We start from the raw sequence: 22,523 nt of genomic DNA on the forward strand, positions 1-22,523 counted from the left end.
ATAATCCTAGTGTCTTATTTCGACCAAAAGTAAAATAAAGCTTATCAAGAGAATAGCGGAGCCGTTTCTGCAGAATAGCAGCGGGTAGAATTATCTACTTTTCTTGTGTAATTCCTAGTTTTTTACTTATCTCTTCTAAGGAGATTCCTTTGGTTTCAGGCATCATAAATACCACAAAAAGGAGTTGTAGAACCATCATAAAGGCAAAGAAAATAAATATAGGCCACGGATTATCTTTAAAAACACCATCATTCGCGTCTAAAAAAATAGGTGTTATTAATGTAATTATTGCGGCAAAAACCCAGTGTATACCTGTGCCCCATGCCTGCCCAAATGCTCGGACTTTATTCGGAAAGATCTCGGATATAAAAACCCATATTACGGCGCCCTGCCCAATAGCATGGGAAGCGATAAACACGAGAATGAATACTAATAAAAGGGTAGAACTTGCGCCGGTATAAAAGCACCATCCAACCATAGAAAGACTAAGAATATATCCTAAAGAACCTATTTTCATAAGTTGTTTCCTCCCCATTTTGTCTATTAATCGTATCCCAACCAGCGTAAATAATAGGTTTACAATACCGATAGAGATGGAGCTAAACAGGGATTCTTTGGCAGCCAGACCTGCCCGTTCTAGAATTTCTGGAGCGTAGTATAAAATGAAATTTATTCCTGATAATTGATTAAAAAAAGCAAGTAAAAAGGCCAGTATTAACGGGGTTTTGTATTTGGCCGTAAAAAGTCTTTCCTTCTCATTGTCTTCTGTGGAACTGCTTTTTATTTCCTCTAACTTATCTTTAGCACGCTTGTCATTCGATAGGAATTCTAAGGATTCTAAAGCTGCTTTCTCATCTTTTTTCGTAATAACCAACCAGCGAGGACTGTTGGGTATCTTTATTACTAAAAGGCTATAAATAAGCGCAGGAATTGCTTCAACACCTAGCATCCATCGCCAATCGTTTGCCCCGTCAAAACCTTTTAATAAATAGTTAGATATGAAGGCTAAAAAAATTCCGAAAACAATGTTGAATTGATACAGAGCTACTAGTTGCCCCCTATTTTTAGAAGAAGATATTTCCGATATATAAATTGGAGCGGCCACTGAAGAGGCACCAACTCCTAAGCCCCCAACGAATCTAAAAAATGAGAACATATAAGGATCTACCGCTAATGCAGAACCCATGGCTGAGACAAAATACAGAACACCAATCCAGAATAAGGTCTTTTTTCTTCCAAAGAGGTCGCAAGGGATACCGCCCAATAAAGAGCCGGCAACCGTGCCCCAAAGAGCCATAGACATGATGAAGGTGCCATGAAACCAAGGAGAAGTATTCCATAATTCCTTGATAGGTAAATTGGCCCCACTTATTACCACAGTGTCAAAGCCAAATAAGAAGCCGGCTAACGCCGCTGTAAGTGAAATGCGAAAAAGTCTCTTATCCATAAATGTTGGTTTTGGTAAAGCTAGGAAAAAAAATATGCGCAATCCAAATGAATTAGAGCGACGCGGTACGAGCTTTCAGAGAATCGAGTAAAAGAGAGTTTTTATCCTTCTCCTTGGGAAGCTCATTCTGGTCTTTTGACGGCTTTTGGAATTGAGCAGGCGTCACCTGTTTTGGGGAAGTTCTTTTTGTTTTAGGTTCCTTTTCTTTACAACCTATCAAATATAAAAGAGTAAAAACGATAATAAAAGGGGCAAATTTCATCTAAGTCGTTTTAATGGTCTATCCAAAAAAGGGAAGGGCATCATAGGAGTTAAACGCAAATCGGACCAACAAAAGGTGATACGATCGTACCCGTTTAAAGATAGAATCTAGAGTAATTTACGTATATGCGTCACAATTTGGACGCTTGCTCCCGTCTTATTTTGAACATAAGAAGCATTAATATGTCCAATTTTATTGCAGTATTCGTTGTCTTTAACAAAAGTGTCGGCGGTTTTAGAAAGCTCCTTGTAAGAGGAAATAGAGATTATCCCTCCCAGTTTCACTAAATCTTCTGCTTCTTTAAAGCCGTGATACCTGGGTCCAACAAGTACTGGTATTCCGAAAACTGCTGGTTCTAAGGTATTGTGAAGGCCGGTAGCAAACCCACCTCCTACATAAGCCAGGTCTGCGTAACCATATATTTTTGTTAATAACCCTATGGAATCTATGAGTAGAACCTCGGTTTTTTCGGTCCTGGTCTGAATATATTCTGAAAGCAACTGCGTATTCTTGGTTATTTTTTCACTTAAATGTCGCAAATGATCCTTACTAATCTTATGTGGTGCAATAATAAAAGATACGTTACTATCATTTCCATTTATATAAGGGATGAGGAGTTCTTCATCTTCTTTCCAAGTACTTCCCATTACGAAACAAAAGGTGTCTTTCTTAAAAGTGTCTAAGTAATCTAGTTTATTTTTTTGGGATAGTATTTTGGAGACCCTATCAAAGCGGGTGTCCCCAGAAATTGTAACTTCATTATAACCAATGGCATTTAATAAGGCCCGACTTTCAAGATTCTGCACAAAAATATGTTCAAATTTGAAAAGTGCATTTCTCATAAACCCTCCATACCATTTAAAATAGGTTTGTTTTTTGTTAAAAATCGAGGATATCAAAATACTGGGAATTTCCCTTTTAGACAACTGTTGCAGCATGTTTGGCCAAATTTCGTATTTAATGAATACAGCAAGAACAGGATTAACAGTGTCTAAGTATCTTTTTGTATTTTTTTTGGTGTCAAGAGGTATATAGGTTATGTAATCTGCTTCATGACTATCTTTTTTTACCTCGAATCCGGAAGGCGAAAAAAAGGAAATAAGGTATTTGTGTGAAGGATATTCTTGTTTTAATAGTTCTAAAACCGGAAGCCCTTGCTCGTATTCTCCAAGGGAAGCTGCATGAATCCAAATAATTTTGTCATTTGGATCGATCCTCTTTTTTAGCAACTTGAACAAATCTTTCCTCCCATGGAGAAATAGTTCAATTTTAGAACTAAACAAGGCAACAAATCTCAGTAAAAAGGAGAGTACCGTTCCTAAAAAATTATATAAGAAAAACACAAGATCTGATTTGGAGCTAAATTAAGCTTCTTTGTCAGATTCATTGCCATCGGTCACTTATTTTTGTAATTTTACTATCCCTATTAAATAGTTATAATGAAAAAACTTCAAATGGTCGACCTAGTTGGCCAATACCAAGATATAAAGGAAGAAGTTGATGAATCAATCGAGGAAATATTAAATTCAGCGGCCTTTATTAACGGACCTGCGGTCCATCAGTTTCAATCGGATTTAGAAAATTATTTAGGTGTAAAACACGTTATTCCATGCGCCAATGGTACAGATGCTTTACAAATTACCATGATGGGTTTAGGATTAAAGCCTGGAGATGAAATAATTACAGCCGATTTTACTTTTGCGGCTACGGTAGAAGTTATTGCCCTGCTTAATTTAACTCCTGTATTGGTTGATGTTGAAGAAGATACTTTTAATATAGATCCTATTGCTATAGAAAAGGCAATTACGCCTAAGACAAAGGCAATAGTTCCTGTGCATCTCTTTGGGATGTGTGCCAATATGGATGCTATAATGGATATTGCCAAGAAACACAATCTGTTTGTGATCGAAGATAACGCACAAGCGATTGGAGCAACCTATACTTCAAGCAGTGGTTTAAAGAAAAAGGCAGGTAGTATTGGGCATATCGCTTCAACCTCTTTTTTCCCTTCTAAAAATCTTGGGTGCTATGGAGATGGAGGAGCCATATTCACCAATGATGATGCCCTGGCCCACACCATAAGGGGAATTGTAAATCATGGTATGTATACCCGATACCATCACGATGTAGTAGGCGTTAATTCCAGATTAGATACCATACAGGCTGCAGTATTAAAGGCAAAATTACCGCATTTAGACAACTATTGTAACAGGAGAAGGCTAGCAGCTTCAAAATATATGGCTGCACTTAAAGGACATCCTGCAATTATTTTGCCCAGGGCTAACAAGAATTGTGAGGGTATCTGTGAGGTATGCGACTGCCATGTATTTCATCAATTTACCTTACGAATACTTGGTGGAAAAAGAGACGCTTTAGCTGCTCATTTAAATGATAAAGGTATTCCACATGGTATTTACTATCCAATTCCCCTGCACAGGCAAAAAGCATATGTTGATGAGCGTTACCAAGAGGCTGACTTTACGGTTACAAACAAATTAGTAAAAGAGGTCATTTCATTGCCAATGCATACGGAATTAGACGATGAGCAGATCGCCTATATTGCAACGACAATTGTGGATTTTTTGAACGCCTAAGCCTGTTTTTTAACATTCCAAATGTCTCATTATACTTCAAACCAAGTTTTAAGCGTTAGAAAGCATAGAACATCTTACAATTTATATAGTTTTTATGAAAGTATTAGTAACTGGAGGCTTGGGTTTTATTGGTTCCCATACCGTAGTGGAATTACAAAATAATGGGTTCGAGGTAGTGATAATAGACGATTGCTCGAATTCATCGGTAAAGGTGCTTGAAGGAATAACTGAGATTACGGGTGTAAAGCCATTTTTTAAGAAAATGGATCTTAGAGATAAAGCAGCAGTTCACCAATTTTTTAAGGAACATAACGATATAGGCGGAGTTATTCATTTTGCTGCCTCCAAGGCAGTGGGTGAAAGTGTGGAAAAACCCTTGCTATATTATGAAAACAACCTAAATACGTTAATTTATATTCTGCAGGAAATACTGGAGCTCGAGAGTTCTAATTTTATTTTTAGCTCTTCTTGTACAGTTTATGGTCAGGCAGATAAAATGCCTATAACAGAAAGCGCACCGGTTAAACCAGCAGAATCCCCATACGGAAACACCAAACAGATTGGGGAAGAAATTATAAGAGATACCTGTAAAGTGACTCCTAGATTACAAGCAATTTCCCTGCGATATTTTAATCCAATGGGGGCACATCCGTCCACTCATATCGGAGAACTTCCAGTAGGGGTTCCTCAAAATTTAGTGCCGTTTATTACCCAAACCGGAGTTGGATTACGAGAGGAATTATCTGTTTTTGGGGATGACTACCCAACACCCGATGGGACCTGTGTCAGAGACTATATACATGTTGTAGATTTGGCTAAAGCACATGTCGTTGCCATGCAGCGTATCCTTCAGAAGGATAATGATAAAAATTATGAGGTCTTTAATGTAGGGACCGGTTCCGGGAGTAGCGTTTTAGAAGTCATTTCAAGCTTTGAAAAAGTGGCAGAGCGACCCTTGCGTTATAAGATAGTAGACCGCCGTGAAGGAGATGTAATAACTGCATATGCCGATACTACCAAAGCCAATCAGGTGTTAAACTGGAAGGCGGAGTCCTCTCTTGATGAGGCAATGAAATCTGCCTGGGACTGGGAATTAAAAATTAGATCCTAGTTAGAAAATGTTAACCCACGACTATTAAGACTTACTATAGTTATGCTTCCAATGGCTGCAAGTACAGAAGAGTTAATTGAACTGGCCAAAAGCAAAGATCTTTATAAGGCTCTCTTAAGACAATTAACAAAAGATTTTAGTTTAGCCAATATTGAGCTAGACTTGGATCTGACAACGGAACCAAGAGAACTTAAGAGGATACTATTAAATGAAGTTCAACGATTAATTGAGGAAGAAAAAGAGCAATTTGTAAACCTTCTTTACATAGTTGATTTGCCGGAGAATTATTTTATTAATAACGCCAACAAGAACGTTCTTACCACTAGTGAAGAGCTTACGTTTTTAATATTAAAGAGAATATGGCAAAAGGTCTGGTACAAGAACTTTTACACCTGAAAATCATAGATTGGATTGCCATTAAAAGTATACCCTAATAAAAGGAATCCAAGGATCAGAATAAATACTTCGACCACTGTCGTATAAAACATCATACTGTATTCCAAAGGTCACATGTGGGGTGCTATACCCAACGCCTAGAAATAAGGCTGTAGTCCAATAGTTTTCATCCAAATCTGGAAAATTGGAGGGGTAATTAGTACTCACACGAAGGGGTTGTAGCTCTGCCGACAGTTGTATTTGTGGTATTGGATTGAAGAAGTTTAACCAGCTGGCTCCATAGGCCGTAAATTCTGAATCACCGAATTTAGAATAGTTAAAATTTAACCCAAGACCGGTAGCGAATTTGTCACTTACTTGATAAATGCCACTAGGAGAGACTCCAATATAAAAACTGTCATTTCCAAACCCAAGACCCAGACCACCGCCAAATCTTACATTTTGCCAAAAGTCACTTTTCTGCTGCTGGGCACTGCATAGGTTGACACTAAAAACTAGTATTCCCGTGATTATTAAAAAGTTCTTTAGACAATTTTTATATGAAGACATGGCTTTTTTTTAAATATATACACTTTTATATAAACTCATAAACTATTAATTATTGTATTTTTGATGGAAATTTTTATAACGTGCAGAATTTGTGTTCATGGATAAGTATTCCTTTTTAAACACAGCTCATCCTTCTTTTTTTTCGGATCTATATGATCGGTATTTAAATAATCCCGATGGTGTTGAACCAAGTTGGCGTGCTTTTTTTCAAGGGTTCGACTTTGGTATCGAAAACAGTTTGGATGATTTGTTAGATAGTAATGTCTCCGAGACAGAAATACGTCTTAATGGACAAACTGTGGCAGTTCCAGAAAACTTACTCAAAGAGTTTAGAGTAGTAAAATTAATCGATGCTTATAGAACTAGAGGCCACTTGTTTACCGAAACAAACCCAGTTAGGGACAGAAGGAAATATGTTCCTACACTAGATTTGGAAAACTTTGGACTTACAAAGGACGATTTAAATACGGTTTTTAGTGCGGGAGAAGTAATTGGAATTGGCCCAAATACTTTAGAGGATATAGTTAGTCATTTAAAAAGAATCTACTGCGATGCTATCGGTGTGGAATATATGTATATCCGAAAACCAGAAAGAGTACAATGGATTCAGGATTGGATTAATGTTAACGATAACCATCCAAAATACGATGTTGCTCGTAAAAAACACATTTTAAAGAAACTTAATCAGGCCGTTTCTTTTGAAGGGTTTTTACATACAAAATATGTGGGTCAAAAACGATTTTCTTTAGAAGGAAATGAGTCCTTAATTCCCGCCGTTGATGCTATTGTAGAGAAAGCTGCCGAGCTTGGGGTTAAACAGTTTGTAATGGGCATGGCCCACAGGGGTCGACTGAATGTGCTGACCAATATTTTTGGAAAATCTGCAAAGGATATTTTTAGCGAGTTTGATGGCAAAGACTACGAGCAGGAGATTTTTGATGGCGATGTAAAATACCATTTGGGCTGGACTTCAGATAGAAAAGCAGATAATGGGAACAAGATTAACATGAATATTGCCCCTAACCCTTCTCACTTAGAAACTGTAGGTGCCGTGGTGGAAGGGATAGCACGGGCTAAACAGGACGCTCATTATCCAACGGACTTTTCTAAAGTATTGCCTATTGTTGTGCACGGCGACGCAGCTATTGCTGGTCAAGGATTAATTTACGAATTGGTACAAATGGCTCAGTTAGATGGGTATAAAACCAATGGGACCGTCCATATTGTGGTAAACAATCAGATTGGATTTACTACTAATTACCTGGATGGCAGATCTTCTACCTATTGCACCGATGTAGGGAAAGTAACCCTTAGCCCAGTACTGCACGTAAATGCAGACGATGTGGAGGCTGTTGTGCACGCGTCACTTTTTGCTTTGGAATACAGAATGCGCTTTCAACAAGACGTTTTCTTAGACCTGTTGGGTTATAGAAAATATGGCCATAATGAAGGAGATGAACCTCGCTTTACCCAACCTAAGCTGTATAAAGCTATTGCAAAGCATAAGAATCCCAGAGATATATACGCTGCAAAATTAATAGAGCAGGGCATAATTGATGCGGATTATGTTAAGAATTTAGAAATAGAATACAAGGCCAGTCTCGAGGAAGAATTGGTTGATTCACGTAAAGAAGATAAAACTATTATAACCCCATTTATGGCCGACGAATGGAGTGGATTTCAGAATGTTCGGGAATGGGAAATGATGGACAAAGTAGATACGTCTTATGATAAAAAGAAGCTGAGCGAAATTGCCAAGACAATTACAGAGCTACCCAAGGATAAGAAGTTTCTGCGAAAAGTGGAAAGACTAGTTCAAGATCGGAAAAAAATGTTTTTTGAATCTGATAAATTGGACTGGGCTATGGGAGAATTGCTAGCCTATGGAACCTTATTGGAAGAAGGCTTTAATGTTAGAATTTCTGGACAGGATGTAGAAAGAGGAACTTTTTCTCACAGACACGCGGTTATGAAGGTGGAGGAGAGTGAAGAAGAAATAATGCTGCTTAATAATTTAACATCAGGGCAGGGAAAATTTCAAATATATAATTCCTTGTTGTCTGAATACGGTGTAGTAGGTTTTGACTATGGTTACGCCATGGCTAGTCCAAATACTTTGACTATCTGGGAGGCCCAATTTGGTGATTTTAGCAATGGAGCTCAGATTATGATTGACCAGTATATTTCTGCCGCGGAGGATAAATGGAAGCTACAGAACGGCTTAGTTTTATTATTGCCGCATGGTTATGAAGGACAGGGAGCTGAGCACTCCTCGGCAAGAATGGAAAGGTATTTGCAACTTTGTGCAAGAGATAATATGTACGTTGCAGACTGCAGTACTCCTGCAAGTATATATCATATCTTACGGAGGCAGATGAAGGCTGGTTTTAGAAAACCGCTAATAATTTTCACTCCCAAAAGTCTGTTAAGACACCCGAAAGCCGTTTCCAGCGCTAAAGATTTTTATGACGGTTCTTTTGAGGAAGTAATAGATGACCAAACGGCTAAAGTTGCATCTGTGAAAAGTGTTGTTTTTTGCACGGGAAAATTTTATTACGATTTATTGGCTTTTAAAGAAGCAAATGATCGAAAAGATGTAGCACTTGTAAGAATTGAACAATTATTTCCTGTACCTGAGGTACAACTATTGGAAGTTATTAAAAAGTATAAAAAGGCGGATGATTTTGTCTGGGCCCAGGAAGAGCCAAGAAACATGGGAGCTTGGAGTCATTTAGTAACACATTTTTCGGAAGCCCGAAACTTCCGTGTTGCTTCTAGACGTTTTTATGCCTCACCAGCTGCCGGAAGTGCAGTTCGTTCTAAGGCTAGACATCAGCAAGTAATTGACTATGTTTTTGATAAGACCAAGGACAATATGACTCGAAAAAAGTTAAAAGAAAATAATACAAATTCGTAAAAGAATGATTTTAGAAATGAAAGTCCCGTCTCCGGGAGAATCTATTACAGAAGTAGAAATAGCAGAATGGCTGGTTAGTGATGGAGATTATGTAGAAAAGGATCAGGCAATTGCTGAGGTTGATTCGGACAAGGCCACCTTGGAATTACCTGCTGAGGAAAGTGGAATAATTACGTTAAAAGCTGAGGAAGGTGATGCTGTAGCTGTTGGAGAGGTAGTTTGTCTTATTGATACCAGTGCAGAAAAGCCAGAGGGGAGCGAAAGTGCCAAACAAGTAAAACAAGAGAATGAAGTAAAGCCCGATATAAAAAAGGAAAAAGCTGAAGAGAGCAAAAAAGAAGCATCTTATGCCACCGGATCTCCTTCCCCTGCAGCCAAGAAAATTTTAGATGAAAAAGGGGTAGATGCTACCTCTATAGACGGAACAGGAAGAGATGGAAGAATAACAAAAGAAGATGCCATAAAAGCAGTTCCTTCTATGGGGACTCCTACAGGAGGCAACAGAGGGGAAAAAAGGACAAAGTTGTCCATGCTTCGTCGCAAAGTTGCCGAAAGACTAGTTTCTGCAAAAAATGAAACAGCCATGTTGACCACCTTTAACGAGGTAGACATGACAGCAGTTTTTGCCTTGAGAAAAGAGTATAAAGAAACTTTTAAGGAAAGGCACGAGGTTAGCTTAGGCTTTATGTCGTTTTTTACCAAGGCGGTTATTAGAGCCTTGGGATTGTTCCCGTCTGTTAATTCAATGATTGATGGAAAGGAAATGATTTCATTTGACTTCTGCGATATTTCTATTGCCGTATCCGGCCCGAAAGGACTTATGGTTCCGGTAATCCGAAATGCAGAAAATCTTAGTTTCAGAGGTGTCGAGGCAGAAGTAAAACGTCTGGCCATAAGGGCTAGAGATGGCCAAATTACCGTGGATGAGATGACAGGTGGAACATTTACAATTTCAAATGGTGGGGTCTTTGGATCTATGTTGTCTACGCCAATAATTAATCCTCCTCAAAGTGGTATCCTAGGGATGCACAATATTGTGGAAAGACCAATAGTAAAAAATGGCGCTGTAGAAATTGCACCTATTATGTACGTCGCCTTATCCTATGACCATAGAATCATCGATGGAAAGGAATCTGTCGGTTTTCTTGTGGCTGTAAAAGAAGCCCTGGAAAATCCTACAGAACTCTTAATGGGTGGGGATGTTAAGAGAGCGTTGGAATTATAAATTCTATTTTTTTTTCAGGTAAAGGCAATGATTTTTATAATCAATATATGCCTTTGATTGCAGCAGTATATCGGCGCCAATAATACCATCAACTGGTAAAGCGTTGTGCGCCGTCAAGGCGGTATTTACATGCGAAAGATCGAATAATACAATTTCTTGATTTTTTTTCTTCCAGTCTCCTATTTTTAAATGATTGTTATGGGACAATCTTGTGGTCATATTCGTTGCGCCTGCCCCGGCCGCCAAAACATCCGAATCTATGGATACTAGATGGAAGAAATCAATTTTGTCTAAACCAACACAGGTGTTAGATGCACCAGTATCCAAAATAAACCTTCCCTTAACCTTGTTGATTTTTGCAAAAACCTCCAAGTGATTACTAGCGGTAACCACCAAAGGTATTTTTACATACCCCTTTTTTAATAAGATCTTTTTAAGGCTCGACATGACTGCTTTTTGACAAAGATAATCCTATTTTTGCTCTATGATCATTACCGATACCCATATTCATCTGTACAGTGAGGCCTTTGACAAGGATAGGGATGAAGTTATTGAGAAGGCTCTTGCTTCAGGCGTGGAGCGTTTTTTTATTCCAGCAATCGATTCTACATATACCCAGGCAATGTATGATTTAGAAAAATCTTATCCCAAGAATATGTTCTTAATGACAGGCCTTCATCCGACTCATGTAAAAGACAATTTTGAAGATGAGCTTCGGCATGTTGAGGATAATTTAGAATTAAGATCTTTTTGCGCCATTGGGGAAATCGGTATTGATTTGTATTGGGACAGAGCTTTTTTATCGGAACAAAAGCTCGCCTTTAAAAAACAAATTCAACTGGCAAAAGCCTATAACTTGCCTATTGTAATTCATTGTCGCGAGGCATTTGACGAGATTTTTCAAGTACTGGAAGAGGAAAAAGACGAGAAATTATTTGGAATATTTCACTGTTTTACGGGAAACAAGGAACAAGCACTGCGCGCTATTGATTTTAATATGAAGCTAGGAATTGGTGGGGTGGTTACTTTTAAAAACGGTAAGATTGATAGATTTCTAAGTGAAATAGATTTGAGGCATATTGTTTTGGAAACAGACGCTCCTTATTTAGCACCTGTTCCATTTCGGGGGAAGCGCAACGAGGCTCATTATATTCACAATGTTGTTAATAAGCTGTCGGACATCTACAATCTAGAGTCCGAAAGAATAATTGAGGCGACCACCCAAAACTCTAAAAATGTTTTTGGTTTGTAATAGAAAGTCTTTAATAAAGGATTAATTAGAAGAGAATCAAATGGAAGTAAAATCGAAGGTATTATTAATCTATACTGGGGGTACCATAGGAATGGTAAAGGACTATGAAACCGGTGCCTTAAAACCATTTGATTTTAACAAAGTGAAGGATAATATCCCCGAACTTAGCCAGCTGGACTGCGAGATTGAAAGTATATCTTTTGAGGAACCAATAGACTCTTCCAATATGACCCCAAAGGATTGGGTATTACTGTCGTCGATCATTGAAGACAATTATAACAGCTATGATGGTTTTGTTATACTTCATGGTAGCGATACTATGAGCTATACCTCTTCTGCGCTGAGTTATATGCTTGAAAACCTTGCCAAACCAGTGATTTTTACGGGGTCTCAATTGCCAATTGGAGATTTGCGAACAGATGCCAAGGAAAATTTAATAACTTCAATACAAATTGCCGCCTTAAATAAGAACGAAACCCCCGTTGTTCAAGAGGTTTGTTTATATTTTGAGTACAAACTATACAGGGCTAATAGAACTTCCAAGGTAAATGCAGAACATTTTGAGGCATTTGATTCGCCAAATTTCCCTCCCCTAGCTACTTCTGGAGTTCATTTAAAAATCAATTCAGAGTATTTATTAAAATCGAAAGGGAAGAAAAAGCTGAAGGTACATATGAATTTGGTTTCAGATGTGGCAATATTAAAACTTTTTCCCGGGCTTAATCAAAAACTTCTGGAAGCTGTTTTACACACCCCAGACCTTAAAGCACTTATTTTAGAAACCTATGGTGCCGGGAATGCCCCAACACAGGAATGGCTGTTTAATATGCTCAAAGATGCAATAAAGAAAGGAATACATATAGTTAATGTAACCCAGTGTACTGGCGGATCCGTTTTAATGGGGAATTATAAGACCAGTGAAGAGCTAAAAAAGCTGGGAGTAATAAGTGGTGGCGACATAACCACAGAGGCAGCCATAACCAAAATAATGTATCTTTTAGGGAATGGTGTATCCCGCAAATCATTTCAAACAATTTTCGAAACTTCTTTACGAGGGGAAATGACTTAAAATATAGTTCTAAAGTTTTTTTAAACTAATTTTTTTTTGTTTATTGCCCGCCCTGAAATAATAGGAATAGAGAGGTGGCCGAGTGGTCGAAGGCGCACGCCTGGAAAGTGTGTATACACCAAAAGTGTATCGAGGGTTCGAATCCCTTCCTCTCTGCAAGTTGACTAAAAAATGCCTCGTATTTCTTAGAAGGTTTAGGAAGGGCGGTCAGCGTTTTTTGTCTGTGATGCAAGTCTAGGAAATTTTATTATCTACCTATTCATTTTAGAAGTAGCAACTTTTAATTTTTTAATTGCATTTTTTTTTTATCTTTAACCCTATTAACTAACTAAATTTAAGTTTGAAAGAAATGAAAAGATTATTCTCGATCCTAGCTATGGCTGGGCTATTTGTTCTAAGTACAAATACGGTAAGCGCAAAAGCAAACGCAGTAGTTTCCAATCTATCATCATCAATGGCTACGGTTGCTGTAATGTTGCAGGATGATGCAGCCGCAGAAAGCACAAAAGGATTTACTCAAGTTTTAAAAGAACAATTTATACAAGGTGGTGCTGGCTTCATGGGCATTGTATTGTTATGTTTGATTTTAGGTCTTGCAGTGGCTATTGAAAGAATTATTTATTTAAATATGGCAAGCACCAATACCGCAAAGCTTAAGCAGCAGGTTGAAGATGCACTTTCTTCTGGAGGCGTAGAGGCTGCAAAAGAGATTTGCCGAAACACAAAAGGCCCGGTTGCTTCTATTTATTACCAAGGTTTGGATAGAGCTGATGAAAGTATCGAATCTGCCGAAAAAGCGGTTATCGCTTATGGTGGGGTTCAAATGGGACAATTAGAAAAGAATGTTTCTTGGTTGTCTTTATTTATAGCTATTGCACCAATGCTTGGTTTCATGGGAACGGTTATTGGTATGATACAAGCCTTCCAAAAGATTAGCGCAGTGGGTAACCTGAGTGCCTCCTTAATTGCGGGTGATATTCAAGTAGCATTATTGACTACTGTATTTGGTCTTATTACGGCTATTATACTTCAGATTTTCTATAACTATATCATTGCTAAAATAGACAGTATTGTAAATGACATGGAAGATTCTTCGATCACTTTGATCGATATGTTGGTAGATCACAAAAAATAATTTGTACCCTTAAATTTTAATATTATGAGTAAAATAATAAAAATAGTATTGATAGTTTTGGGTGTATTGTCAGCTATACTTTGGTATCAGTTGCCAGGAAGAGATGTGCCAGCCTCTGAGGCGGTAAATAGTGGTGCAATGAATTTTATGTTCATTATTACTTATCTTCTTTTGGCGATAGCAGTAGCTGTGAGTCTTCTTTTTACCTTAAAAAACTTATTTGCTAATCCAAAAAGTTTAAAGAAAACCTTAATGGTAGTTGGGGGCTTTCTTTTGGTAGTTGTTATTTCTTACGTCTTGGCTGACGGAACAGATATTAATCTGGAGGAAATGGCAAATAGAGGTATTGAAACTTCTGAAACTACAGTAAAGAGAATTGGAACAGGTCTTAATGTATTTTTCTTGCTGGTAGTAATAGCAGTAGGTTCAATGCTTTACGGAGGATTCAAGAAAATGACTAATAAATAAAATTTAAAGCTATGCCTAGAAGAGGAGGACCACCAGAAGTTAATGCAGGATCTATGGCAGACATCGCTTTCTTGCTTCTTATCTTTTTCTTAGTAACTACTACTATTGAAACAGATGCAGGACTGGATAGGATGTTACCCCCAATGGAGCCGCCAGAGGATAATGTGGTAATTAAGCAAAAGAACATCTTTACTGTAAACATAAATAAGGATGGTCAGTTATTAGTGGAAGAGGAACTTCTTAATTTGAATGATTTAAGAGAAAAGACTATTGCATTTTTAGATAATGGTGGGGATAAAACCTGTAATTATTGTAAAGGTGCTAAGGATGAAAGTTCTTCAGACAATCCGTCTAAAGCTATTATCTCTCTTAAGAACGATAGGGAAACGCAATACGGGACTTATATTACTGTTCAAAATGAATTAGTTGGGGCCTATAACGACTTGCGTAATAGAGAAGCCCAGAGGTTGTACGGAGTTGATTTCACTGATATGGAAGCGGAATATTTAAATCCTGAAACACCTTCAAGCGTTCGTGAGGAGCTAAAAGAAAAAGTAAAAACGATCCAAGAGTTGTTTCCTCAAAAATTATCAGAGGCCGAAACTTCGACTAGTAACTAAAAACATAAAGAGTAAATTATGGCTAAATTTAATAAGAAAAAAGATGGGGATTTACCAGCAGTTTCTACTGCTTCCTTGCCAGACATTGTCTTTATGCTTCTATTCTTTTTTATGACAGTAACTGTTATGAAGGATAGTTCATTAATGGTCGACAATGTTTTACCAAACGCTAGTGAGGTAAAGAAGTTGGAAAAGAAGGATAGAGTACTATATATCTATGTAGGGAAGCCTACTAGAGAATATCAGAAAGTATTCGGTACAGAACCAAAAATTCAATTAAACGATAAGTTTGCCGCGGTATCGGAGGTAGGAGATTTTATTCTGCAGGAAAGGGCTAAAAAGCCACAAGAATTGCAGAATGTACTTACCACTGCCCTAAAAGTAGATAGAAATGCTAATATGGGTCTAATATCAGATATTAAGCAAGAGTTACGTAAAGTAAATGCTCTAAAAGTAAATTATACAACTTTCGAAGGCGATGCCTTTAGAAACTTGCAATAAATAGGGTAATCAAACTTAAATAAGATAGTTGGAACGCTTCAAAGTAATATTTGAAGCGTTTTTTTATGGCATGCTTTTTATATATTAACTACCTTAGTTTTATGCGTTATATTATCTGGATTTTCATACTTATCCTTGGAGGTAATGTCTTTGGGCAGCAAGGAGAAGAGCAGATCGATTTAAAATATTTAGAAGATCAGTTTTATTTAGGGACGACGTATAATATTGTACTTAACAAACCTACAAATGTTAGCCAGAGAAACTTCTCTTATGGGTTAATGGGTGGTTTTATAAAAGATATTCCTGTAAATAGAAACCGGAATGTGGGTTTTGGATTAGGATTTGGATACGCCTACAATAACTATTATACAAATTTATTGGCCGTAGAGAGCACTACTGGAATAGACTATATTGTTTTAGATGATGATGTTTCTTATAAACGAAATAAAGTAGATACACATGTCCTTGAATTTCCAATAGAATTTAGATGGCGTACTTCTACCCCAACGGATTATAAGTTTTGGAGGGTATATGCGGGAATGAAACTGGGTTATGTGCTAGGAGCACGGTCTAAGTTTGTCTCTAGTGACGATAAAATTGCCTTTAAGAACAATGATATTGAAAAGTTTAGGTACGGAGTTATGCTAAATTTTGGTTACAGTACCTTCAATGTTCACCTGTATTATGCCTTAAATAATTTGTTTAAAGATGGTATAAGTACCGTTGAAGGTGAGGCCATTGAATTTACTCCTTTTAGATTGGGGATTATTTTTTACATCCTATAACCAAAACTTAAGGGTAATTAGCTGAGAGATTATACCGATCATAAATCCGGCTATTACTTCTTTTTTTGAATTTTTATTCAAAAACAGTCGGGAAGTGGCAACCAGACCACATAACAACGTAAATGCACTTATAGCGACTATAATATTTAATTCAAAATGAATGCTAAGTGCTATGAGATACATTAGGAAACTGGCTATTCCAAGAACATGGAGGCTTGCTTTAAATCTTATGAATAATAGAAAAAAACAGCTTAAAATAGCCGTTAAGAGTCCAATAAAATAGTAGTATACTTCTAGGACATAATTATTAGGAATCACTTTGAGAACAATCATAAGAAGGATTACTATATTAATAAGTAAGGCATATCTTCGTTCATTAATGTTAACCAAAAAAGCAGACTGTACCAGTCTTAAATTCTTAAGAATAAAAAAACAAATAATTGGAATTATGACAGTGAGTATAAATATGGGTAGTATGTTACCACTTTGCAAACTTAGTGGAGTGTACTTTGGCGTAACTATGAAATAGGCAGCTGTTCCTGCGATAGGAACAAAAAGGGGATGAAATAAATAGGAAATACTCCTAAAGAGAAGAGCCATTATATCTGTTTTCTTAATCGAGCAACAGGAATACCCAATTGTTCTCTATATTTAGCGACGGTTCTTCTCGCTATAGGATATCCTTTTTCTTTGAGTAGTCCTGCTAATTTATCATCCGTGAGCGGCTTTTTCTTTTCCTCATTGCCAATAACCGTCTCAAGAATTTTCTTTATCTCCTTTGTGGATACATCTTCTCCTTCAGTATTTTTCATAGATTCTGAAAAGTACTCTTTAATGAGTTTGGTGCCATATGGTGTATCTACATATTTGCTGTTTGCAACTCTGGAAACTGTAGAGACGTCCATATTGATGTCATCTGCAATATCCTTCAGAATCATCGGTCTAAGTTTACGTTCATCACCAGTAAGAAAGTAATCTTTTTGGTACTGCATTATAGAATTCATGGTAATATATAAGGTCTGTTGTCGCTGTTTTATGGCATCAATAAACCATTTGGCTGCATCAAGTTTCTGTTTGATGAACATGACGGCATCTTTTTGTGTCTTCGATTTAGTTTTAGAATTCTTATAACCCGCAAGCATGTTATTGTATTCATTTGAAACATGCAACTCTGGTGCATTTCTTCCGTTCAGCGTCAGTTCCAAATTCCCGTCAGCAATTTTAATAGCAAAATCAGGAACAATATGCTCTACCATTTTATTGTTCCCTGCATAAGATCCTCCTGGTTTTGGATTTAATTTTTCAATTTCTGTAATGGCCTCTTTTAACTCCTCCTCACTTATGGAATACTTTTGAATTAGTTTGCTATAGTGTTTTTTGATAAAATGATCAAAGGACTTTTCCAGGATATCAATGGCTAATTCAATGGAGGGCGTTATTTCTTTTCGCTTTAATTGAATAATTAGACATTCGTCTAAAGTACGTGCGCCAACCCCAGGGGGGTCAAGCTCCTGAACAATCTTTAAAACTCTCGCCACATCTTTTTCTTCCGCATAAATATTTTGTGTAAAGGCTAGATCATCAGCAATATCTGAAAGAGGTCTTCTGATATAGCCACTTTCATCTATTGATCCTACTAGAAATTCGGCAATTGCCCAATCACTATCGCTAATATAAAGTGTGTTTAATTGGTTTAATAGGTACTGATTAAACGATATTCCTGCAGCATAGGGGATGGTTTTTTCATCATCATCAGGGCTGTAGTTGTTAGCCTGGGTTCTGTAGTCCGGAACTTCATCATCACTGAGATAATCATCAATATTGATATCTTCTGCCGTTATTTCTTCGTTGCCTGTATCAGCTTCAAAATCACTTTCAAATTCGTCTTCTAGAGTGCTCTTCTCTTCCTTACCACTTTCTAATGCTGGATTTTCCTCTAACTCTTGTTTCAGTCTTTGCTCAAAAGCCTGAGTTGGCAGCTGAATCAACTTCATCAACTGAATTTGTTGAGGAGAAAGCTTCTGAGATAATTTGAACTGTAAGTGTTGTTTTAGCATTTGCAGTTATACTTTTCCTCTGATAAAGTTAAGAATTAAAATAATGTTTATTGGGCTCTTTAGAACTCTGCATTTTGTGGAGTCCTTGGAAATGGAATAACATCTCTAATATTTCCCATTCCTGTTGAGAATTGAACCATTCGTTCAAAACCTAAGCCAAAGCCACTATGCACGGCAGAACCAAATCGACGTAAATCTAGATACCACCACAGCTCTTCCTCTTCAACGCCCAATTCTTTCATTTTATTTTGAAGAACATCTAATCTTTCTTCTCTTTGAGAACCACCAACAATTTCGCCAATTCCGGGAAATAGTATATCCATGGCCCTGACCGTTTTACCGTCTTCATTCAGACGCATATAGAAGGCTTTGATTTTGGCAGGATAATCAAAGAGAATAACCGGGCACTTAAAATGCTTTTCAACAAGGTAACGCTCATGTTCACTTTGCAAATCAGCTCCCCACTCGTCAATTACATATTGAAATTTTTTCTTTTTGTTCGGTTTGCTGTTCTGTAGAATTTTAATGGCTTCGGTATATGTAATTCTTATAAAACTGTTTTCTACTACGAAGTTAAGACGCTCCAATAAACCCATCTCGCTTCTTTGTGCCATTGGCTTAACTTTTTCTTCATCCTGCAGCCTTTTATCTAGAAAGGTAAGGTCATCTTTACAGTTTTGAAGAATATATGCAATTATACTTTTAATAAAGTCTTCTGCTAAATCCATATTATCCTGAAGATCGTAAAATGCCATTTCTGGTTCAATCATCCAAAACTCGGCCAAATGTCTTGAAGTGTTAGAATTTTCTGCTCTAAAAGCGGGGCCAAAAGTGTATACTTTCCCTAGAGCCATTGCGTATGCTTCGGCCTCCAATTGTCCGGAGACTGTAAGATTTGTTTCCTTTCCAAAGAAATCTTGTTTATAATCTATTTCTCCCTCTTGTGTTAGCGGGGGTGTTTTAGGATTTAAGGTACTTACCCTGAACATTTCACCAGCACCTTCGGCATCCGAACCTGTAACAATTGGTGCATGGAAATAATAAAAACCATTTTTCCGAAAGTAGTCGTGTATGGCAAATGCCAAGGCCGAACGAACTCTCATAACTGCAGAAAAGGTGTTTGTGCGTATGCGCAAATGTGCCTGTTCTCTCAAAAACTCCATAGAGTGTTTTTTGGGCTGTATGGGATAGGTTTCGGGATCCGCTTTACCATGAACAATTAAGTCATCTACTTGGATTTCCACTTTTTGTCCTCTACCCTGACTTTCCACAAGGCTTCCCTGTATTTCTAAAGCAGCACCAGTGGCGATTTGTTTCAGCAGGTCTTCTCCAAGGGTCTCAAAATCTACAACACATTGGATATTATTAATAGTGGATCCATCATTTAAGGCTATGAATCTGTTACTTCTGAAAGTTCTAACCCAACCTTTTACTATTACAACCTGGCCATTTGGAACTGAAACTAGTAATTCCTTAATACTCTGTACTTCCATTTAATATCAAATCTAATTTTGAATCGCAAATATAGCTTTTCCAAAAAGTTATTTATAGAATTATACTTTTAAAAGGGTCTGGGGAACACTCTATTCGTTTGCTTTGCCCTTTTTACCTGATCCCTCTTCAGTTAAAATATCGATTTGTGGTTTTTTCAGTACTTCTTTATTTGCAATACTGCGCTCAAGAGATAACAGTAAAGAAGGAAGTAAAATTAGGTTTGCCAGCATGGCAAACAATAAAGTTGCCGAAACAAGCCCTCCTAAGGCCACCGTGCCTCCAAAACTTGAAGTCATAAAGACAGAAAAACCAAAAAACAATACAATAGAAGTGTAGAACATGCTAACACCCGTTTCTCTCAAGGCAGCATAAACGGATTTCTGAATTCTCCAGTGATTTGCCATTAACTCTTGCCTATACTTGGCTAGAAAATGGATGGTATCATCTACAGAAATACCAAAAGCAATGCTGAAAACTAAAATTGTCGAGGGCTTTATTGGTACCCCAGCAAAACCCATTACTCCGGCAGTGACTACCAAGGGTAAAATATTGGGGATTAAAGAGATAGCAATCATTCTAAAGGACCGAAATAAATAGGCCATAAACAACCCAATTAAGCCAATAGCTAGGGACAGAGAAAGTACTAGATTCTTCACTAAATACTTTGTCCCCTTAAGAAAAAGGAGAGCCTTCCCCGTTATATATGGTGAATATCGATCTTCCGGAAATGTTTTGGCAATTTCCTGGAGCAGTGACTGTTCAATTTCCTCCATTCGCTTGGTATTCACATCTTTTATAAAGGTGGTAATGCGCGCAACTTGCCCAGTGCTATCCACAAAATTTTCCAATAGATTCTCGTTTCCACTAGAATTTTTAGCCACATCCATAATAAATGTATTCTCTTGTGAGGTTGGTAGCTGGTAATACTTCGGAATTCCATTGTAAAATGCTTGTTTGGAATATTTTACCAAGTTAACAACAGATAAAGGCTTGGATAATTCTGGTGTTTCGTCTATAAAATTTTGCAGTTCATTTATTCTTTTTAAGGTAGCCGGTTTTAGTACGCCTTTCTTCCTCTCCGTATCTACTACTATTTCTATCGGCATAATTCCCGTAAACTCTTCGTCGAAGAACTTTATGTCTTTATAAAAGTCTGTTTTTTTGGGCATATCTTCAATCAGACTTCCTGAAATATCTATTTGATAAATACCAATTATACTTAGAATTAATGCTACAATGGAAACAACATATACCGTAATTCTCTTTTCTCTTACTATCCTTTCCATCCAATTCACAAAACCATCAATCCATTTCTTGTTTAAATGTTTTAAATGCTTGGTTTTTGGGGGATACATAAAACTGTAGACAATTGGGATAATTAAAAGGGATAGTATAAATATTCCAATTATGTTGATCGATGCTACAATGCCAAATTCGGTCAATAGCTTACTGTCTGTAATAATAAAAGTTGCAAATCCACAAGCGGTGGTTACATTCGTCATTAAGGTAGCATTTCCGATTTTAGAAATTACACGCTGAAGGGCTAGGCCTTGATTTCCATGTTTTTTAACCTCTTGTTGATACTTATTAATCAGAAATATGCAATTGGGTATGCCAATTACTATTATTAGAGGAGGAATTAGTGCGGTTAGAACGGTTATCTCATACTGTAATAGTCCTAATATCCCAAAGGCCCACATTACCCCGATAAGTACAACACACATCGATATAAAAGTTGCTCTAATACTCCGGAAGAAAAAGAAGAATATCAAGGACGTAATTAGCAGAGCAGCCCCAATAAAAATACCAATCTCATCAATTATATTTTGTGAATTTAGGGTACGGATATAGGGCATTCCTGATATTCTAACATCGAGCCCGGTTTCTTCTTCAAATTCATTAATTAGATTCGTGAGATCTTTAAGAATAAATACTTTTCGTACTGAGGTATTAACAATGTCTTTGTCTAAATAAACAAGTGTTCTAATGGTACCTGTTTCATTATTGTAAAGTAGTCCTTCATAGAACGGTAATTCATTGTACAGATGCTGTAGAAGACTATCTACTTCCGAATTGTTTGTAGGGTTCTCTTTTAGAAATCTGCTAAGAGCAAAACGGTTATTCTCTTTATCCATAACCAACTCCCGCAAATTGTCGGTAGATACCACATAGTCTACTTCAGGGAATGCATCTAATTTTTTACTCAGGGTATTCCAGCTATTGAACTCATTAACCTCTTTAAATCGGTCATCTTTTATTGCCAGCGCAACAATGTTTCCTTCCTCTCCAAACTTTTCGAGAAAGCCTTCATATTGAATATTCATTGGGTGGTCATCAGGCAGAAGATTTGCTTCATTACTGGAGAAACGCATGTTCTCCCATTGAAATCCAAGCGCTACAGTAATGGCAGCAATTAGAATCAATATGAGTATTCTATTCCTAAGAATAATTCTAGCTACCTTAGCCCAGAAGCCTCTAGTGAGTTTGGCCACCATTCGTTAACAAAAAAGATTAAAAGGATTCATTTTATAGTACAATTGCGAAATGCCATAAATAGGATTCTGAAAAATATCTTTTGAAGCAATCATAAATGATTATGGCCTAAAGCCTCTTTGTGAGAGTTTTAATAAACGGCAAAGGT

The 22,523-nt window shown here is 37.2% G+C and carries 21 protein-coding genes and 1 tRNA gene; 13 read left to right on the plus strand and 9 right to left on the minus strand.

Translation table 11 applies throughout. The features are described 5' to 3' along the window. Positions 1 to 94: 94 nt before the first annotated feature. From PXG98_RS05530 to PXG98_RS05540, 3 genes are all read right to left on the minus strand, one after another. On the minus strand, positions 95 to 1,447 hold the full coding sequence (locus PXG98_RS05530; RefSeq protein ID WP_276389441.1) for a sugar porter family MFS transporter: 1,353 nt from the start codon (positions 1,445 to 1,447) through the stop codon (positions 95 to 97). A 52-nt stretch (positions 1,448 to 1,499) separates the two neighbouring features. After that, on the minus strand, positions 1,500 to 1,709 hold the full coding sequence (locus tag PXG98_RS05535) for a hypothetical protein (RefSeq protein WP_276389443.1): 210 nt from the start codon (positions 1,707 to 1,709) through the stop codon (positions 1,500 to 1,502). Positions 1,710 to 1,816: 107 nt separating this feature from the next. Continuing rightward, positions 1,817 to 3,052, minus strand: a complete 1,236-nt coding sequence (locus PXG98_RS05540; RefSeq protein WP_276389444.1) for a 3-deoxy-D-manno-octulosonic acid transferase — start codon at positions 3,050 to 3,052, stop codon at positions 1,817 to 1,819. 96 nt (positions 3,053 to 3,148) lie between these two features. Here PXG98_RS05540 and PXG98_RS05545 point away from each other — a divergent pair, with 96 nt between their 5' ends. From PXG98_RS05545 to PXG98_RS05555, 3 genes are all read left to right on the plus strand, one after another. Beyond that, the gene (locus PXG98_RS05545; RefSeq protein WP_276389446.1) at positions 3,149 to 4,303 is read left to right on the plus strand and encodes a DegT/DnrJ/EryC1/StrS family aminotransferase; all 1,155 of its coding nucleotides are present in this window, start codon (positions 3,149 to 3,151) and stop codon (positions 4,301 to 4,303) included. Between the two features lie 94 nt (positions 4,304 to 4,397). Next, positions 4,398 to 5,414: a UDP-glucose 4-epimerase GalE gene (gene galE / locus PXG98_RS05550; RefSeq protein ID WP_276389448.1), complete on the plus strand. Its 1,017-nt coding sequence runs from the start codon at positions 4,398 to 4,400 to the stop codon at positions 5,412 to 5,414. Between the two features lie 42 nt (positions 5,415 to 5,456). Further along, positions 5,457 to 5,810: a hypothetical protein gene (locus tag PXG98_RS05555; protein ID WP_276389450.1), complete on the plus strand. Its 354-nt coding sequence runs from the start codon at positions 5,457 to 5,459 to the stop codon at positions 5,808 to 5,810. A 21-nt stretch (positions 5,811 to 5,831) separates the two neighbouring features. Here the strand turns inward: PXG98_RS05555 and PXG98_RS05560 are convergent, their stop codons facing one another. Then, positions 5,832 to 6,359 (minus strand): alpha-ketoglutarate decarboxylase, encoded by a 528-nt coding sequence (locus PXG98_RS05560; RefSeq protein ID WP_276389451.1) that lies wholly within the window; start codon positions 6,357 to 6,359, stop codon positions 5,832 to 5,834. A 97-nt stretch (positions 6,360 to 6,456) separates the two neighbouring features. On the opposite strand from PXG98_RS05560, the gene PXG98_RS05565 reads away from it, so the two are divergent. Both PXG98_RS05565 and odhB read left to right on the plus strand, forming a co-directional pair. Further along, positions 6,457 to 9,276, plus strand: a complete 2,820-nt coding sequence (locus PXG98_RS05565) for a 2-oxoglutarate dehydrogenase E1 component (protein ID WP_276389453.1) — start codon at positions 6,457 to 6,459, stop codon at positions 9,274 to 9,276. Positions 9,277 to 9,280: 4 nt separating this feature from the next. Further along, a complete protein-coding gene (gene odhB, locus PXG98_RS05570; protein WP_276389454.1) occupies positions 9,281 to 10,501 on the plus strand; it encodes a 2-oxoglutarate dehydrogenase complex dihydrolipoyllysine-residue succinyltransferase in 1,221 nt (406 codons plus the stop codon). 3 nt (positions 10,502 to 10,504) lie between these two features. Here odhB and PXG98_RS05575 read toward each other — a convergent pair whose 3' ends face one another. Continuing rightward, on the minus strand, positions 10,505 to 10,948 hold the full coding sequence (locus PXG98_RS05575; protein ID WP_276389456.1) for a retropepsin-like aspartic protease: 444 nt from the start codon (positions 10,946 to 10,948) through the stop codon (positions 10,505 to 10,507). 37 nt (positions 10,949 to 10,985) lie between these two features. Between PXG98_RS05575 and PXG98_RS05580 the strand changes: the two genes are divergently transcribed. The 8 genes from PXG98_RS05580 to PXG98_RS05615 all read left to right on the plus strand — a co-directional run bounded on the left by PXG98_RS05580 (position 10,986) and on the right by PXG98_RS05615 (position 16,331). Further along, positions 10,986 to 11,753 (plus strand): TatD family hydrolase, encoded by a 768-nt coding sequence (locus PXG98_RS05580; RefSeq protein WP_276389457.1) that lies wholly within the window; start codon positions 10,986 to 10,988, stop codon positions 11,751 to 11,753. A 40-nt stretch (positions 11,754 to 11,793) separates the two neighbouring features. Beyond that, positions 11,794 to 12,822 carry an asparaginase gene (locus PXG98_RS05585; RefSeq protein ID WP_276389458.1) on the plus strand — a complete coding sequence of 343 codons (1,029 nt, stop codon included), beginning with the start codon at positions 11,794 to 11,796 and terminating at the stop codon, positions 12,820 to 12,822. 68 nt (positions 12,823 to 12,890) lie between these two features. Next, a tRNA-Ser gene (locus tag PXG98_RS05590) sits at positions 12,891 to 12,978 on the plus strand. A 193-nt stretch (positions 12,979 to 13,171) separates the two neighbouring features. After that, the gene (locus PXG98_RS05595) at positions 13,172 to 13,957 is read left to right on the plus strand and encodes a MotA/TolQ/ExbB proton channel family protein (RefSeq protein WP_276389459.1); all 786 of its coding nucleotides are present in this window, start codon (positions 13,172 to 13,174) and stop codon (positions 13,955 to 13,957) included. Between the two features lie 24 nt (positions 13,958 to 13,981). After that, positions 13,982 to 14,425 carry a hypothetical protein gene (locus PXG98_RS05600; RefSeq protein ID WP_276389460.1) on the plus strand — a complete coding sequence of 148 codons (444 nt, stop codon included), beginning with the start codon at positions 13,982 to 13,984 and terminating at the stop codon, positions 14,423 to 14,425. Positions 14,426 to 14,436: 11 nt separating this feature from the next. After that, entirely contained in the window at positions 14,437 to 15,045 is a 609-nt protein-coding gene (locus PXG98_RS05605) for an ExbD/TolR family protein (protein WP_276389462.1), read from the plus strand. 18 nt (positions 15,046 to 15,063) lie between these two features. Further along, positions 15,064 to 15,546, plus strand: a complete 483-nt coding sequence (locus PXG98_RS05610) for an ExbD/TolR family protein (RefSeq protein WP_276389464.1) — start codon at positions 15,064 to 15,066, stop codon at positions 15,544 to 15,546. Positions 15,547 to 15,647: 101 nt separating this feature from the next. Further along, positions 15,648 to 16,331 carry a porin family protein gene (locus tag PXG98_RS05615; RefSeq protein WP_276389466.1) on the plus strand — a complete coding sequence of 228 codons (684 nt, stop codon included), beginning with the start codon at positions 15,648 to 15,650 and terminating at the stop codon, positions 16,329 to 16,331. On the opposite strand, the gene PXG98_RS05620 is transcribed toward PXG98_RS05615, so the two are convergent. From PXG98_RS05620 to PXG98_RS05635, 4 genes are all read right to left on the minus strand, one after another. Beyond that, positions 16,326 to 16,931, minus strand: coding sequence for a hypothetical protein (locus tag PXG98_RS05620; RefSeq protein ID WP_276389467.1), 606 nt, complete (start codon positions 16,929 to 16,931; stop codon positions 16,326 to 16,328). The genes PXG98_RS05615 and PXG98_RS05620 overlap by 6 nt on opposite strands. Continuing rightward, a complete protein-coding gene (gene rpoN, locus PXG98_RS05625; protein WP_276389468.1) occupies positions 16,931 to 18,388 on the minus strand; it encodes an RNA polymerase factor sigma-54 in 1,458 nt (485 codons plus the stop codon). The genes PXG98_RS05620 and rpoN overlap by 1 nt, the downstream gene beginning before the upstream one ends. Positions 18,389 to 18,447: 59 nt before the next feature. After that, positions 18,448 to 19,881 carry an asparagine--tRNA ligase gene (gene asnS / locus PXG98_RS05630; RefSeq protein ID WP_276389469.1) on the minus strand — a complete coding sequence of 478 codons (1,434 nt, stop codon included), beginning with the start codon at positions 19,879 to 19,881 and terminating at the stop codon, positions 18,448 to 18,450. A gap of 90 nt (positions 19,882 to 19,971) precedes the next feature. Continuing rightward, positions 19,972 to 22,377 carry an efflux RND transporter permease subunit gene (locus tag PXG98_RS05635; protein ID WP_276389471.1) on the minus strand — a complete coding sequence of 802 codons (2,406 nt, stop codon included), beginning with the start codon at positions 22,375 to 22,377 and terminating at the stop codon, positions 19,972 to 19,974. Positions 22,378 to 22,523 lie beyond the last annotated feature (146 nt).

Origin of the sequence: Eudoraea chungangensis, assembly GCF_029360665.1 — a bacterium.
Taxonomy (GTDB): domain Bacteria; phylum Bacteroidota; class Bacteroidia; order Flavobacteriales; family Flavobacteriaceae; genus Eudoraea; species Eudoraea chungangensis.